Below are 14,351 nucleotides of genomic sequence, written 5' to 3'. Positions count from 1 at the left end.
CAGGACTCCTTCATGAAAAAAGCAGCCTGCGGTCATCGACCGCAGGCTGCTTTTTTATTGCCTGATAACTGATTACCAGCGGCCGTAATGACCGCGTGGCGGGCCGTAGTAATAGCCCCGTGGTGGCCCGTAATAAACCGGAGCCGGGCGGTAGTAGATCGGTTGTTCCACGTACACCGGCTGCGGCTGGTAGTAGACCGGTGGGGGTTGCTGCACATAGACCGGTTGCGGTTGCACATACACCGGCTGTTGGACGTACACCGGCCGGTCACGGCTGATGAGCGCGGAGCCGACGATGGCAGAGCCGACGATGGCGCCGAACACTGCGGGCCCCTCCCAACCACCGCGACCATGGGCGGATGCCTGGCCGGTGACCGCGAGTGCCCCCACGAGCAGGGCGATGATGGGGAGTGTGCGTTTCATGGCGATTCCTCGTTCCGGCCCCGGCGCCTGTGGTCTGCAACAGACCCAAGTAGGGGCGCGGGGATACTTGCTATGACAGCGATTTTCCCAGGATTTGCGACGCCGTTGGGTAAATATTGTGTAAGGTCTGTCGCTGATTTTTTTACACAAACGGGCGAGTCGCTGCGCTACGCCCGGTGTCTGATCATCGAATAAACCGGTCAGGACGGCGATTCCGTTTGTCCGAAAAGTGCTCGAGGAGACCCGTATGCAAATGAATCCCAATAAAGACACCCAGTTGTGCATGTCCCTGTCGGGGCGCCCAGGCAATTTCGGCCTGCGTTTCCACAATCATTTGTATGAACAATTAGGGCTGAACTTCTATTACAAGGCGTTCAGCAGCCAGGACCTGCCCGGGGCCGTGGGCGGTATCCGCGCCCTGGGGATTCGTGGATGCGGTGTATCGATGCCGTTCAAGGAGGCTTGCATAGCCTTGGTCGATGAGCTGGATTCTTCCGCTGCGGCGATCCAGTCGATCAACACCATTGTCAATACCAACGGCCATTTGAAGGCGTATAACACCGATTACATCGCCGTCGCCCAACTATTGAAAAGCCATGCCGTGCCCACGGAGTCGACCTTCGCGCTACGGGGCAGTGGTGGCATGGCCAAGGCGGTCGCCAGCGCCTTGCGCGACGGGGGCTACAAAAACGGGCTGATCGTCGCTCGCAACGAAACCACCGGACGCGCCCTGGCCGATTCCCTGGGTTACGACTGGCAAGCCGAACTGGGAGAGCGTCGGCCACAGATGCTGATCAACGTGACGCCGATCGGAATGACCGGGGGCGTGGAGGCGGATCAGCTGGCATTCGAGCCGTCCGCCATTACCGCTGCCGAGACCGTGTTCGATGTCGTGGCGATTCCCTCGGAAACGCCGCTGATCGTGCGCGCCAGGGCGGAAGGCAAGCGGGTCATCACAGGGCTGGAAGTCATCGCGATCCAGGCCCTGGAGCAGTTTGTCCTGTACACCGGCGTGCGGCCCAACCTGGAGCAGTTCGAAAAAGCCGTGGCTTTCGCCCGGGCCGCGTAGCGCTGTTATTCCAACCGCGCCAGCCGTTCCTCCAGCGCCGCGATGCGCGCTTCGAGCTCTTCGATGCGCTCCAGCGACACGCCGCCAGCGGTGTTGCGCTCGGCGGGCTGGTGGCGGGCGGCGAGGATGGCCTCGATGTCCGCCGGATCGCCCATGGCATGCACATAACGGTCTTCACGTTGGCCGGCCTGGCGCGGAACCAATAGCGCCAGGCCGCGGGCAATCAGGCGCTCAAGCTGATGCACGACCTGCTCGGTGTCTTCGAAATCGTGCATGCGGCCGCTGCGGGTCAGCAGTTCATTGACCGTTTGTGGGCCGCGCAGGAACAGCAGGCCCATCAGGATCACTTGGGCTGGCACCAATTCCAGCGCCTTGTCGACCCGGTGCTCCCAGCGGTCGGCGCGGCTGCCCATGACCAATCGGGTAAAGCCGCGGCCTTCCAAGGCGCGCAGGCTCTGGCCGACCTGGCCTGGATTGAGATTGGTCACCGGTTCGCGGCTGGTTTTCTGGTTGCAGGCCAGCACCAGGGCGTTAAGGGTGAAAGGATAGGTCTCGGGATTGGTGGCCTGTTTTTCGATCAGTGCACCGAGAATGCGGATTTCTATGCTGGTGAGCCGTGGTTCGTCGGCCGGGCTTTGTTCTTCGATGCTCATCGCGCGTTCCCTATGCTGTGGAAGCCGCCTAGCGTAATCCTTGCGCAATAAAAGACAAGGTGCGTAACAAGCCGTGGCTATAATCGCCCACGTTCGATGTATTCCCTTCTATCACTCGCATGAGATTGCCATGACACTTTCCCTGTATGCCGCTTCCGTCCCGGTCTTCAAGCAGATGCTCAATGCCCTGAGCGACGTCCTGAACAAGGCCGAGGCCCACGCCACTTCGAAGAACATCGACCCGAACGCTTTCCTGCAGGCCCGCCTGTTCCCTGACATGTTCCCGCTGGTGCGCCAGGTGCAGATCGCCGTGGACTTCGCCAAGGGTGTTTCCGCGCGCCTGGCCGAGGTTGAGGTGCCGAAATATGACGACAGCGAGACCACCTTCGCCGAGCTGCAAGCGTTGATCACCAAGGTGCTGGCCTTCATCGAAGGGATCAAGCCTGAGCAGATCGATGGCAAGGAAGGCATCGAGATCGTGACGCGTCCGGGCACGCCGAAGGAGAAGCGCTTCACTGGCCAGAATTATTTGCTGACCTATGGCCTGCCGCAGTTTTTCTTCCATGTGACGACCGCGTACGCATTGTTGCGTCATAACGGCGTGGAAGTGGGCAAGCGTGATTACATGGGCGCTTTCTAAAGCCACCGCCATGAAAAAGCCCGGAACGGTGCGAGCCGTTCCGGGCTTTTCTTTTTTGCGGGGCTGTACGGTTTACGCAGTACGCTGCGCTCGCTCTTCCTCGCCCAGGCAAGCCGCCGCCGTGAACAAGACATCGGTGGAGGAGTTCAAAGCCGTTTCAGCCGAATCCTGCAGCACACCGATGATGAAGCCCACCGCAACCACCTGCATGGCGATTTCACTGGGGATACCGAACAGGCTGCACGCCAGCGGGATCAGCAACAGCGAACCACCGGCAACGCCGGAAGCACCGCAGGCGCAGATCGCTGCGACGACGCTCAACAGCACGGCCGTTGGCACATCCACCACAATGCCGAGCGTATGCACGGCCGCCAATGTCAGGACCGTGATGGTGATGGCCGCGCCGGCCATGTTGATGGTAGCGCCCAACGGGATGGAAACCGAGTAAGTATCTTCATGCAGGCCAAGACGTTTGCTCAGTTCCAGGTTCACCGGAATGTTCGCCGCCGAGCTGCGGGTGAAGAACGCGGTGATGCCGCTCTCGCGCAGGCAGGTGAACACCAGTGGGTACGGGTTGCGACGCAGTTTCCAGAACACGATGAGCGGATTGACCACCAGCGCCACGAACAGCATGCAGCCGATCAGCACGGTCAACAGGTGCAGGTAGCCGAGCAGGGCGCTGAAACCGGAGGTGGCGAGGGTCGAGGCCACCAGTCCGAAAATCCCCAGCGGGGCGAAGCTGATGACCAGCCGTACGATCACCGTCACGCCGTTGGACAGGTCTTCCAGCACGGTGCGCGTGGTTTGGCCCGCGTGGCGAATGGCGATGCCCATGCCGATGGCCCAGGCCAGGATGCCGATGAAGTTGCCGGTCATTAACGCACGGACCGGGTTATCGACCACGCTGAGCGCCAGGCTTTGCAATACTTCGCTGATGCCGCCTGGCGCCGTGACGGCAACGTCCTGGGTGGCCAGCACCAGGCTGGAGGGGAACAACGTGCTGGCAATGACCGCGACCACTGCCGCGGCAAAAGTACCCAGCAGATACAGGAACAGGATGGGCCGGATGTGGGTTTCCTGGCCGTGCTTGTGGTTGGCGATGGAGGCCATGACGAGTACGAACACCAGGATCGGCGCCACGGCCTTGAGCGCGGATACAAACACCTTGCCGATGAACTCGGTGGATTTCGCCAGATCTGGCGCCAGCCATGCCAGGACAATACCGGCGATCAGGCCGATGATGATTCGCGTGACCAGGCCAGTCTGTTTGAGGCGTTGCAAAAGTGAAGGGGACACAGCAGTCATAACGGCATCTCTGATTTTTTTATGTGCAACGGTCAGCCAATCAGGGCAACAAGCGGGCAGGCCACATCAGCTGGACCGAAAAGAAGGTGGAGCAATTTGCAGGCCGCGGACTTTATCACAGCCCGACGAAAAATCTGACGGACCTGTGACGATCCGTCACCCGCACGTTTAAGCGCATTTTGCCGGAAGGAACATTCTGTTAGGCTTTGTTTTCCTCACCTTTCAATATCTCCAGCGGGCCCTTGGCTAACGCTGGTGTCGTCGTTTTGCTGGAGTCTTGCATGCTGTTGCCCATCTTCCTGTTGTCTGCCGCCGGATTTACGGTGCTGACCACGGAATTCATCATCGTCGGCCTGCTCCCCGCCATTGCCCGCGATCTTCAGGTCAGCATTCCCCAGGCCGGGCTGCTGGTGACCTTGTTTGCGTTTACGGTGGCGGCGTTCGGGCCGTTCCTGACCGCCTGGTTCGCCCGTGTCGAGCGGCGCAAATTGTTCATCAGCGTGCTGGTGATGTTCGGCCTGGCCAACACGTTGGCAGCGCTGGCTCCGAATATCTGGGTGATGGCCGTTGCCCGGTTGATCCCGGCGCTGGGCCTGCCAGTGTTCTGGGCGTTGGCCAGTGAAACGGCGGTGGACATCGTCGGGCCGCAGTTCGCCGGGCGTGCCATCGCCAGGATCGGTTTCGGCATCGTCTGCGCCACCGTGTTCGGCATCCCGGTGGGCACGCTGATCTCCGATGCGTTTGGCTGGCGCAGTGCTTTTGCGATCCTGGCGGTCATCGCGTTTGCCAAGGCGCTGCTGCTGTTCATTTACCTGCCGAAGACGAACCTGCATCAGCATCAGGTGAGCTTTCGCTCGCAATTCAAGATCTTGCGCAGCCCTTTGATGCAAGGGCATGTGCTGCTTTCGATCCTGGTCTTCAGCGGCATGTTCACTGCCTATACCTACCTGGCGGATATTCTTGAACGCCTGGCCGGCTTCGACGGCACGCTCGTGGGCTGGTGCTTGATGGGCTTCGGCGCCGTGGGCTTGCTGGGCAATTCCCTGGGCGGTCGCGCGGTGGACCGGCACCCGTTGATCGCGTCGATGGTGTTCTGCCTGTTCATGATCGGCGGCATGGTGGCACTGGTGCCAAGCATTCATTCGACTCTGGGTCTGGCGGCTGCGATGGGGATTTGGGGGGTGACCCAAGCGGCTTTGTTTCTGGTCAGCCACGTACGGCTGATGAAAGCCGCACCCGAGGCACCGGCGTTCGCGGCGTCGCTGAACATCGCTGGCGCCAACCTGGGCATTGGCCTGGGCGCGATGGTGGGCGGGCGGGTCATTGATACCCTGGGGTTGGGCAATGTCGGTTTCGCGGCGGCCGGATTCATCCTGGTATCGATATTGTTGGCGTTGCTTTTGATGACCTTCAAGCCTCGTGCGGCCTGCGCTTAGACGCTGAACAGCTCGCGGCGCGCACCTTCGGCGATGGCGACGATGCCCGGATGGCTGACCTTGCGCTCCACGGAGATGGCGTAGAAGGACTCGCTCACTGCATCAGTCTGGCCGATGACTTGCACGCCGTATTGCCGCTTGACCTCTTCAGCGATCACGCTGGGGCCGATGAAAATCCCGCTGCCGGATTGACCAAACGCCTGCATCAGCGCGCTGTCGTCGAATTCACCGACGATGCGCGGTTGGATCTGCTGCTCGGCGAACCAGCGTTGCAGGCGGCTGCGGATCACGGTTTCCGGCCCAGGGATCAGCAGCGGGGCGTCATGCAGGCCGTGGGGGAAATCCCGTCCATGACGATCGGCCAGCGCGGCGGTGGCGAAAAAACTGATTCCGCATTCTCCCAGCTTCTGGCTGAAGCCCTTGATATCCAGGTGGCTCGGCATCGGGCTGTCGGAAATCACCAGGTCCAGGCGCTGGATTGCCAGGTCTGCCAACAGCCGTTCGAGCTTGTCTTCGCGACAGGTGATGCGCAGCGGTTCAGTCAGTTCCATGGTCGGCGCCAGCAGCCGATAGACAATCGATTTGGGCACGACATCCGCCACCCCGACCCGAAACAATGTTTGCTGCTCGTTGGGCTGCGCCCGCAGCATCAGTTCCAGTTCGCCGCCCAGTTGGAACATATGCTCGGCATACGGCAATGTCTGGCGGCCGGCCTCGGTCAGTTCCAGTTGGCGTCCGACACGGCGGAACAGCTTGATGTTATAGGTCTGTTCGAACAGCGAAATCTGTCCGCTGATGGTCTGTGGGGTCAGGTTCAGTTGCTCGCAGGCACGCACAATGCTCCCGGTTTTCGCCACCACCCAGAAATAATGCAACTGCCGATAATTGAGCATGACATTGGCCGCTTCGTAAAAACCGAAGTATAACCGCCAAAAATACGAATTTTCCTGAAGTATTTCCGTCTCTAGAATTCCGGGCCATCGGTGAGCCATCTTTTGTGCTCGGTCTATTCTCTGAGAGGCACTGTCCATGATGCATAGAAACCTGGGGCTCGCAGCCTTGCTGTCGTTGTCGTCGGTGGCCCTGGTGGGCTGTGAACAAGCGGAAAAAAGCGCTCAGCAACTTGCCCAGCAATTGAAGGAACAAGCGGTCAAAACGGCCAAGCAGGCCATTGACGATACGCACAAGGCGGCCGAACAAGCCCTCAGCGACGCCACGGGTGGGCTGATCAGTCCCAAGAAAGCGCCTGAAGAAGACGCTGAAGAATCTGAAACCTCCACCAAGACCCTCTAACCCCGTCTAATCGAGTCAGGACTGACCCATGGATTATCTGTTACAACTCGCCGCCAGCCCCACCGCCTGGATTGCCCTTGCAACCCTGGTTGTCATGGAAATCGTGCTCGGCATCGATAACCTGATCTTCATTTCGATTCTGACCAACAAGCTGCCCGAGCAACACCGTGTCAAGGCACGACGGGTAGGCATCGGCATGGCGCTGATCCTGCGCCTGGGCCTGTTGAGCACCATCGCCTTCATCGTGCAGTTGACGGAGCCGGTCATCGAAATCCTCGGCCAGGCGTTTTCATGGAAGGACATGATCCTGATTGCTGGCGGCCTGTTCCTGCTATGGAAAGCCACCACCGAGATTCACCACAGCATGGACCCGGCGCCCAACGACCCCAAGTCGGCCTCGTCTGGCGTTACCCTGGGTTTTGCCGCCGCGATCGGTCAGATCCTGATGCTTGACCTGGTGTTTTCCATCGACAGCATCATTACAGCGGTGGGCATGACCGAGCACCTGCCGATCATGATCATTGCCGTGGTGGTTTCGGTCCTGGTGATGCTGCTGGCGGCCGAGCCGTTGGCGAAGTTCATCAATGACAACCCCACCGTGGTCATGTTGGCCCTGGGCTTCCTGATCATGATCGGCATGACGCTGATCGCCGAAGGTTTCGGTGCCCATGTGCCTAAGGGTTATATCTATGCGGCGATGGCCTTCTCGGCGGCGATCGAGGTGTTGAACATGTTGTCCCGGCGCGCCAGGGAAAAGGCGATGGTCGAGAACAACTGATTCAACGTGAAAAAAGCCGCCCCGGTCCAACGCCGGGGCGGCTTTTTTCATGAGAGGCCGATAAATATCAATGTGCCGCGGCGTGGCCCCTGGCGGGTTTCGAGTTTTGCCGCGCAGGGCTGTGATGGTGACGCCGGGCGATCCGCAACACGCCCCATAACATGGCGGTGGCTACGCTCAACCAGCCGAATATCAGCATCAGAATAGTCGTCGTCAGGCTCATCTGTGCCTCCTTCTGCCCAAGGCCGGGCAATGCACTCATTACAATGGACAGTCTAGTCGCTGAAGTGTTACGAGCAGTCGGTCCGTAGAATCGACCAACGGATCGGTTCGTTCTATTGCGAGGGTGAAACTGTCGTTAATGGCTATACCCAGGCTTGCGGGCGCCTTATGATCGTCCGCCCAAGCCCAAGCCCAAGCCCAAGCCCAAGCCCAAGCCCAAGCCCAAGCCCGGCCCGGATGCCGGGTCTGCTTTAACGAGAGAGTCGTCATGTCGTCGGTCATTTCATCTTTTCGATCACTGGTACTGGCGGCGTCCTGCCTCGTCGCCCTGGTGGGGTGCGCGGGGAGCGTGTCGCCGCAGATCCAGCGCCTGCCCGAACGGGTGGAACTCAACAGCGTGCCGTTCTATAGGGGCGAAATGTATCAGGGCGCCCCGCAGTCGCTGGCGGCGCTGCTGACTTTGCAGGGCACCGTCATCACCCCGGGACTGTTGGAAAAACCTCTGCACTTGCCGGGTGGCGAGCCTCGGTTGCAGCAGAACCTGCAAACCCTGGCGCGAGAGTATGGGCTCGTGGTCTATCCGCTCGACAGCGAGCTTGGCGCGTTGCTTGAACAGGTGGCGGCGGGTTATCCCGTGCTGTTGCGCTACACCGAGGGTTCGGCGTTCTGGTCGGGCCCGCGATACGCCATTCTTGCGGGGTATAACCGACAGAAACGCACCGTGCTGCTGCGCTCCGGGATGAACCGGCGATCGTTGATGAGTTTTAGTGCGTTCGAATCAGCATTCAAGGGCGCAGGGGGTTGGGCGGTGCTGGTCCAGCAACCTACGCAGCTTCCGGCCAATGTCGACTCGCAGCGTTGGCTGAAGGCCGCCGGTGAATTGGCCGGGTCAGGGCAGGAGCAGGCGGCAGCGCGCGCCACCAAGGCATTGGGGAACGCACACTGAAGTGACATCCCCGTTCGTCACCTGTCGGGCACGACCATGCTTGCCTCGGGTTCTTATCGTCAGGGCCTGGAGTTTCCGGGCCATGATTCAAGGAGGCAGCAATGGCACAGTCGAAAACACCTTCGGGGCCGCATTCTTCCGAGCATTCATCCGGCGATGACGATCTGGGGTTCGATCCGGATTCACCGGATCTCGACGATCCTCAAGTCGACCCGATAGGTCCCGCGAAGGCGCCCCGGGATGAGAAGGATCAGGATCCGCCTTCTTCCAGGCCTTATGATCCATTGGGCGATCTGAAGCCCTGAATGTGAATAGCCCCGACGAGTCGGGGCTATTCATTGTGGGCGTATCCGCCTTACTTGGACGCTTCCACCACGCCGCTCTGGCGACTCTTGAGGTTCTTGGCGGCTTTGTATTGCAAGGCGACTGCCGGAACGCTGGCGCTTTTCCCCGTCTCCACCCAGCTGCGGATACGGCTGGCGTCGGCGAAGTGAGTGTATTTGCCGAACGCATCGAGAATGACCAAGGCCATCGGCCGATTCCCCATCTTGGTCAACAGGACAAGGCAATGGCCTGCCTCGTTGGTGAAGCCGGTCTTGGTCAGTTGGATGTCCCAGTTGGCCTTGTGCACCAGATGATCGGTGTTGCGGAAACCGAGACTGTAGACCGGTTTACGGAACGTCACCGTCTTTTCCTTGGTGGTGCTCAGTTCACTCAACAGCGGGTATTTGCGAGCGGCCATCAGGAGTTTTGTCAGGTCGCGGGCGGTCGACACGTTGTGGATAGACAGGCCGGTCGGCTCGACGTAATGGGTGCTGGTCATGCCGAGGGCCTTGGCCTTGGCATTCATTGCCGCGATAAACGCCGCGTAGCCGCCCGGATAGTGATGGGCGAGGCTGGCCGCAGCGCGGTTTTCCGACGACATCAGTGCGATCAACAACGTATCCCGGCGGGACAGTTCGCTGTTGAGCTTGACCCGGGAGAACACGCCTTTCATTTCCGGTGTGTTGGTGATGGTCATGGAAATGTATTCGTCGAGGTTCTGCTTGGCGTCCAGCACGATCAGGCCCGTCATCAACTTGGTCACCGATGCGATCGGCACCACGACGTCCGGATTGCTCGAATAGACCACTTTGTCTGTCTGTAAATCCAAAAGGATGGCGCTGCCGGAGGCGACTTGAAGTTTCGATGTGTCCCGTGGCGCCGCGATGGTTTCCTGCGCATTGACGTTTTGCGTGATGAAGGTGCCTGAGAAAGCGAAAAACAGGCTGAGGATCGAAAGACGAATTTTCACGCGAGTAGACTCGATGGAGTTAAAAAGGCCATTAAACAGCGGCTTGTTGAAAAAACGCCGCATTTTATGAGTATGGGCGAGGACAGCGCTATATGCCCATGCCAGCGGGGCTGAAGAATAAATAAAGTTTAATGGACGGGGATTCTGGCGAGTCGGATCTGAAAAATTTGTAATCCGAGCGCCACGAGCCTGATCAAAGCTCCAGCCCCTGAAAAAAGCTGTGGGAGCGAGCTTGCTCACGATAGGGTCGTGTCCAGTCAACAAGTGTGTTGCCTGGTGCACCGCTATCGCGAGCAAGCTCGCTCCCACAGGTTTGGTTGGGGCTTTTGTCAGCTATGCAGCGTTTCGGCCGCGTACAGCGTGTTCTCCAGCAGGCAGGCCCGGGTCATCGGGCCGACGCCGCCCGGTACCGGGGTGATCCAGCCGGCGCGGGGCAGGGCAGTCTCGTAGACCACGTCACCCACCAGCTTGCCGTCGTCCTGGCGATTGATGCCCACGTCGATGACGATCGCGCCTTCCTTGATCCACTCACCCTTGACCAGGCCTGGCTTGCCCGCCGCCACGACCACCAGGTCGGCACGGCCGACGTGGCCCGCCAGGTCCTTGGTGAAACGGTGGGTCACGGTGACGGTGCAACCGGCCAGCAGCAATTCCATAGCCATCGGACGGCCGACGATATTGGATGCGCCCACGACGACGGCGTCGAGCCCATAAAGATCCACGCCGGTGCTTTCCAACAAGGTCATGATGCCCTTGGGGGTGCAGGGGCGCAGCAGGGGGATGCGTTGGGCGAGGCGGCCTACGTTATAAGGGTGGAAGCCGTCGACGTCTTTGTCCGGGCGGATACGCTCCAGCAGTTTCGAGGCGTCGAGGTGTTCTGGCAGCGGGAGCTGGAGCAGAACGCCGTCGATGTTCGGATCGTCATTGAGACGGTCGATCAGGTCGGCCAGCGCCTGCTGAGTGGTTTCGGAAGGCAGGTCGTAGGCCTGGGAAAGGAAGCCGACCTCTTCACAGTCTTTACGCTTGTGCGAGACATAAACCTGAGAGGCAGGATCGCTGCCGACCAGGATCACCGCCAGGCCGGGCGTGCGCAGACCTTGCTCGCGGCGCTCGGTGACTCGTTGGGCGATCTGCTGGCGCAGGCTGGCGGCGATCGATTTGCCGTCGATAAGTTGTGCAGTCATTGCGCGTGGTTAACCATCGAGAGGGGAAAAAAAGAGAACGCATTCTCGCATGCCGAGGCGTGAGGGCAAAGGCGCTTGGTCTGCAAATTCCCCTAAGCCCTTTAATTAAATGAATTTTTTTCAGAAAAGAGTTGACGACCTATCAGGCCGTCTATAACATTCGTCGCACTTGTCGGGCACAGCCTAGCACTGGTTAAGAAGGTGGAGCGGAGTTGGTTGTTTAAACTCGGCAAAACTGAAAGCACTTAGTTTGTAATCGTCCAAGAATACAGATTAAAAAGGCGCCCGTAGCTCAGCTGGATAGAGCATCCGCCTTCTAAGCGGATGGTCGCAGGTTCGAGTCCTGCCGGGTGCGCCATTAGGCAGCTTTGGCACAAGTAACGCAACAAGGCAATATGGTGGGCGTAGCTCAGTTGGTAGAGCACGGGATTGTGACTCCCGTTGTCGTGGGTTCGATCCCCATCGTCCACCCCATATTCTAGAAAGGCGCCAGATTTAACGGTCTGGCGCCTTTGCTTTAAACAGCTTGAAACGCGGATGTGGTGGAATTGGTAGACACACTGGATTTAGGTTCCAGCGCCGCAAGGTGTGAGAGTTCGAGTCTCTCCGTCCGCACCATACAAGTGGCTATTTAATTAGCAGAGAACGGCGCAGAACCTGAAAAGGGCTGCGCCGTTTTTGTTTTCATGGGTTGTGTGTTCGCGTCTGCGCTGGTTTTCACGCGGACGCGTCGTAGTCGATTCGTCGCAAAAGTGTTTCGCGATGATGCTCGACAGGTTCGCCGGCCTTCCTCTGGAGGCGGCATGCCAGGTTGTTGGAAATGACGCTTCTATATATAGAAGCGCTTTGCAGAGCCTTGGCGATGAGTGACTGTATTTGCAAACCGGGCGGGGCATGACCGATTGTCCCGCTCCTTAATTCGGCGCCTGTTTCCTGCGCGTTTTCAGTAGGGTGACTTCTTGAGTTTGACCTACTAGAATGCATGCCCTTGATTCTGGGGTCGGAAACGCCCGGCCAACGTCTGTGCAACGAGGAATATCCATGCAAGTTTCTGTTGAAAATACTTCTGCTCTTGAGCGCCGCATGAGCATCACCGTGCCAGCTGAGCGTATCGAGACTCAGGTCAACAAGCGTCTGCAGCAGACTGCCCAAAAGGCCAAGATTCCAGGTTTCCGCCCAGGCAAAGTGCCAATGAGCGTGATTCGTCAGCGTTATGAAGCTGATGCGCGCCAGGAAGCCGTGGGCGACGTGATCCAGTCTTCGTTCTACGAAGCTGTGGTCGAGCAGAAGCTGAACCCGGCTGGCGCTCCTTCCGTCGAGCCTAAAGTGCTGGAAAAAGGCAAGGACCTCGAGTTCGTTGCCACGTTCGAAGTGTTCCCTGAGTTCACTGTCGCCGGTTTCGAGTCCATTGCCGTCGAGCGCCTGAGCGCTGACGTGTCGGACGCCGACCTGGACAAGATGCTGGACATCCTGCGCAAGCAGAACACCCGTTTCGAAGTGGCTGATCGTGCTGCCCAGACCGAAGATCAACTGAACATTGACTTCGTCGGCAAGGTTGACGGTGAAGTGTTCGCTGGCGGCTCCGCCAAGGGCACCCAGCTGGTGCTGGGCTCCGGTCGCATGATCCCAGGTTTCGAAGATGGCCTGGTCGGCGCCAAGGCTGGCGAAGAGCGCGTCCTGAACGTGACCTTCCCAGAGGACTACCAGAACCTGGACCTGGCTGGCAAAGCCGCTGAGTTCACCGTGACCGTCAACAGCGTTTCCGAGCCGAAGCTGCCTGAGCTGAACGAAGAGTTCTTCGCCCAGTTCGGTATCAAGGAAACCGGGCTGGAAGGTTTCCGCGCCGAAGTTCGCAAGAACATGGAGCGTGAGCTGCGCCAGGCCATCAAGTCCAAGGTGAAGAACCAGGTCATGGACGGTCTGCTGGCCTCCAACCCGATCGAAGTGCCAAAGGCCCTTCTGGACAACGAAGTGAACCGTCTGCGCGTGCAGGCCGTCCAGCAGTTCGGTGGCAACATCAAGCCAGACCAACTGCCTGCCGAGCTGTTCGAAGAGCAAGCCAAGCGCCGCGTCGTGCTGGGTCTGATCGTTGCCGAAGTGGTCAAGCAATTCGAACTCAAGCCTGACGAAGCCCGTGTTCGCGAACTGATCCAGGAAATGGCCTCGGCCTACCAGGAACCTGAGCAGGTCGTGTCCTGGTACTACAAGAACGACCAGCAACTGAACGAAGTCCGTTCGGTTGTGCTGGAAGAACAAGTTGTGGATACTGTTCTGCAGAAAGCTAGCGTGACCGACAAAGCGGTCTCTTACGAAGAAGCGGTCAAGCCGGTGGAAGCTCCACAAGCCGATTGATGGTTTCGCGGTAAGAAACACACACCCATAAGCCAGCCTTCGCGCTGGCTTATGCGTATTCAAGACATAACTATTTGGGAGTGACTGCGAGACATGTCCCGCAATTCTTTTTATCAGCAGAGCTCTGACATCCAGGCCGCAGGCGGTCTGGTCCCGATGGTTATCGAGCAGTCCGCCCGTGGCGAACGTGCCTATGACATCTACTCGCGTCTGCTCAAGGAGCGAGTGATTTTTCTGGTGGGCCCGGTTGAGGACTACATGGCCAACCTGATCTGTGCACAACTGCTGTTCCTTGAAGCGGAAAACCCGGACAAGGACATCCATCTCTATATCAACTCGCCGGGCGGTTCGGTGACTGCCGGCATGTCGATCTACGACACCATGCAGTTCATCAAGCCGAACGTCTCGACCACTTGTATCGGCCAGGCGTGCAGCATGGGTGCGTTCTTGCTGACCGCCGGTGCTCAGGGCAAGCGTTACTGCCTGCCTAACTCGCGTGTGATGATTCACCAGCCACTGGGCGGTTTCCAGGGCCAGGCATCGGATATCGAGATCCATGCCAAGGAAATCCTCTTCATTCGCGAGCGCCTCAACACCTTGATGGCCAAGCACAGCGGGCGCACCCTTGAAGAAATCGAGCGCGATACGAACCGCGACAACTTCATGAGCGCCGAAGCCGCACGTGAATATGGCCTGATCGACGAAGTGATCAGCCAGCGCCCCGCTTAATATAAGCCGCTCAAAATGAGGGTGGTC

The 14,351-nt window shown here is 59.1% G+C and carries 16 protein-coding genes and 3 tRNA genes; 12 read left to right on the top strand and 7 right to left on the bottom strand.

All coding sequences use genetic code 11. The features are described 5' to 3' along the window. Positions 1–72: 72 nt before the first annotated feature. Positions 73–423 (bottom strand): hypothetical protein, encoded by a 351-nt coding sequence (locus AB4N42_RS22125; protein WP_198797801.1) that lies wholly within the window; start codon positions 421–423, stop codon positions 73–75. 247 nt (positions 424–670) lie between these two features. Here AB4N42_RS22125 and AB4N42_RS22120 point away from each other — a divergent pair, with 247 nt between their 5' ends. Next, positions 671–1,492, top strand: coding sequence for a shikimate 5-dehydrogenase (locus AB4N42_RS22120; protein WP_030140008.1), 822 nt, complete (start codon positions 671–673; stop codon positions 1,490–1,492). A 5-nt stretch (positions 1,493–1,497) separates the two neighbouring features. On the opposite strand, the gene AB4N42_RS22115 is transcribed toward AB4N42_RS22120, so the two are convergent. Beyond that, a complete protein-coding gene (locus AB4N42_RS22115) occupies positions 1,498–2,145 on the bottom strand; it encodes a YceH family protein (protein ID WP_460115355.1) in 648 nt (215 codons plus the stop codon). A gap of 130 nt (positions 2,146–2,275) precedes the next feature. Between AB4N42_RS22115 and AB4N42_RS22110 the strand changes: the two genes are divergently transcribed. Continuing rightward, entirely contained in the window at positions 2,276–2,785 is a 510-nt protein-coding gene (locus tag AB4N42_RS22110) for a DUF1993 domain-containing protein (protein ID WP_030140010.1), read from the top strand. Between the two features lie 72 nt (positions 2,786–2,857). Here the strand turns inward: AB4N42_RS22110 and sstT are convergent, their stop codons facing one another. Continuing rightward, positions 2,858–4,090 carry a serine/threonine transporter SstT gene (sstT, locus tag AB4N42_RS22105; RefSeq protein WP_030140011.1) on the bottom strand — a complete coding sequence of 411 codons (1,233 nt, stop codon included), beginning with the start codon at positions 4,088–4,090 and terminating at the stop codon, positions 2,858–2,860. A 281-nt stretch (positions 4,091–4,371) separates the two neighbouring features. Between sstT and AB4N42_RS22100 the strand changes: the two genes are divergently transcribed. Further along, positions 4,372–5,526 carry an MFS transporter gene (locus AB4N42_RS22100; protein WP_030140012.1) on the top strand — a complete coding sequence of 385 codons (1,155 nt, stop codon included), beginning with the start codon at positions 4,372–4,374 and terminating at the stop codon, positions 5,524–5,526. On the opposite strand, the gene nhaR is transcribed toward AB4N42_RS22100, so the two are convergent. Beyond that, the gene (gene nhaR, locus AB4N42_RS22095) at positions 5,523–6,419 is read right to left on the bottom strand and encodes a transcriptional activator NhaR (RefSeq protein WP_030140013.1); all 897 of its coding nucleotides are present in this window, start codon (positions 6,417–6,419) and stop codon (positions 5,523–5,525) included. The genes AB4N42_RS22100 and nhaR overlap by 4 nt on opposite strands. A 136-nt stretch (positions 6,420–6,555) precedes the next feature. Between nhaR and AB4N42_RS22090 the strand changes: the two genes are divergently transcribed. Beyond that, entirely contained in the window at positions 6,556–6,819 is a 264-nt protein-coding gene (locus AB4N42_RS22090) for a hypothetical protein (RefSeq protein WP_460115352.1), read from the top strand. Positions 6,820–6,847: 28 nt separating this feature from the next. Continuing rightward, the gene (locus AB4N42_RS22085; RefSeq protein WP_030140015.1) at positions 6,848–7,597 is read left to right on the top strand and encodes a TerC family protein; all 750 of its coding nucleotides are present in this window, start codon (positions 6,848–6,850) and stop codon (positions 7,595–7,597) included. Between the two features lie 67 nt (positions 7,598–7,664). Here the strand turns inward: AB4N42_RS22085 and AB4N42_RS22080 are convergent, their stop codons facing one another. Continuing rightward, on the bottom strand, positions 7,665–7,820 hold the full coding sequence (locus AB4N42_RS22080; RefSeq protein ID WP_187293323.1) for a hypothetical protein: 156 nt from the start codon (positions 7,818–7,820) through the stop codon (positions 7,665–7,667). Between the two features lie 267 nt (positions 7,821–8,087). Between AB4N42_RS22080 and AB4N42_RS22075 the strand changes: the two genes are divergently transcribed. Both AB4N42_RS22075 and AB4N42_RS22070 read left to right on the top strand, forming a co-directional pair. After that, positions 8,088–8,765: a peptidase C39 family protein gene (locus AB4N42_RS22075; protein ID WP_198797796.1), complete on the top strand. Its 678-nt coding sequence runs from the start codon at positions 8,088–8,090 to the stop codon at positions 8,763–8,765. Positions 8,766–8,866: 101 nt separating this feature from the next. Beyond that, entirely contained in the window at positions 8,867–9,070 is a 204-nt protein-coding gene (locus AB4N42_RS22070) for a DUF6021 family protein (RefSeq protein WP_039589130.1), read from the top strand. Between the two features lie 50 nt (positions 9,071–9,120). Here AB4N42_RS22070 and pbpG read toward each other — a convergent pair whose 3' ends face one another. Next, complete coding sequence (pbpG, locus tag AB4N42_RS22065; RefSeq protein WP_198797795.1) at positions 9,121–10,059, bottom strand: D-alanyl-D-alanine endopeptidase; 939 nt, start codon at positions 10,057–10,059, stop codon at positions 9,121–9,123. A gap of 329 nt (positions 10,060–10,388) precedes the next feature. Beyond that, positions 10,389–11,243, bottom strand: a complete 855-nt coding sequence (gene folD, locus AB4N42_RS22060; protein WP_030140019.1) for a bifunctional methylenetetrahydrofolate dehydrogenase/methenyltetrahydrofolate cyclohydrolase FolD — start codon at positions 11,241–11,243, stop codon at positions 10,389–10,391. A gap of 281 nt (positions 11,244–11,524) precedes the next feature. Here folD and AB4N42_RS22055 point away from each other — a divergent pair. The 5 genes from AB4N42_RS22055 (at position 11,525) to clpP (ending at position 14,324) form a co-directional block, all read left to right on the top strand. Beyond that, positions 11,525–11,601, top strand: a tRNA-Arg gene (locus AB4N42_RS22055). Positions 11,602–11,641: 40 nt separating this feature from the next. Further along, a tRNA-His gene (locus tag AB4N42_RS22050) sits at positions 11,642–11,717 on the top strand. 59 nt (positions 11,718–11,776) lie between these two features. Further along, positions 11,777–11,861: transfer RNA gene (locus AB4N42_RS22045), tRNA-Leu, on the top strand. A 423-nt stretch (positions 11,862–12,284) separates the two neighbouring features. Then, positions 12,285–13,595 carry a trigger factor gene (tig, locus tag AB4N42_RS22040; protein ID WP_030140020.1) on the top strand — a complete coding sequence of 437 codons (1,311 nt, stop codon included), beginning with the start codon at positions 12,285–12,287 and terminating at the stop codon, positions 13,593–13,595. Positions 13,596–13,688: 93 nt separating this feature from the next. After that, positions 13,689–14,324: an ATP-dependent Clp endopeptidase proteolytic subunit ClpP gene (clpP, locus tag AB4N42_RS22035; protein WP_030140021.1), complete on the top strand. Its 636-nt coding sequence runs from the start codon at positions 13,689–13,691 to the stop codon at positions 14,322–14,324. Positions 14,325–14,351 lie beyond the last annotated feature (27 nt).

This window comes from Pseudomonas sp. H2_D02 (assembly GCF_054677635.1).
This window is presented reverse-complemented; position numbering and strand designations above follow the sequence as displayed.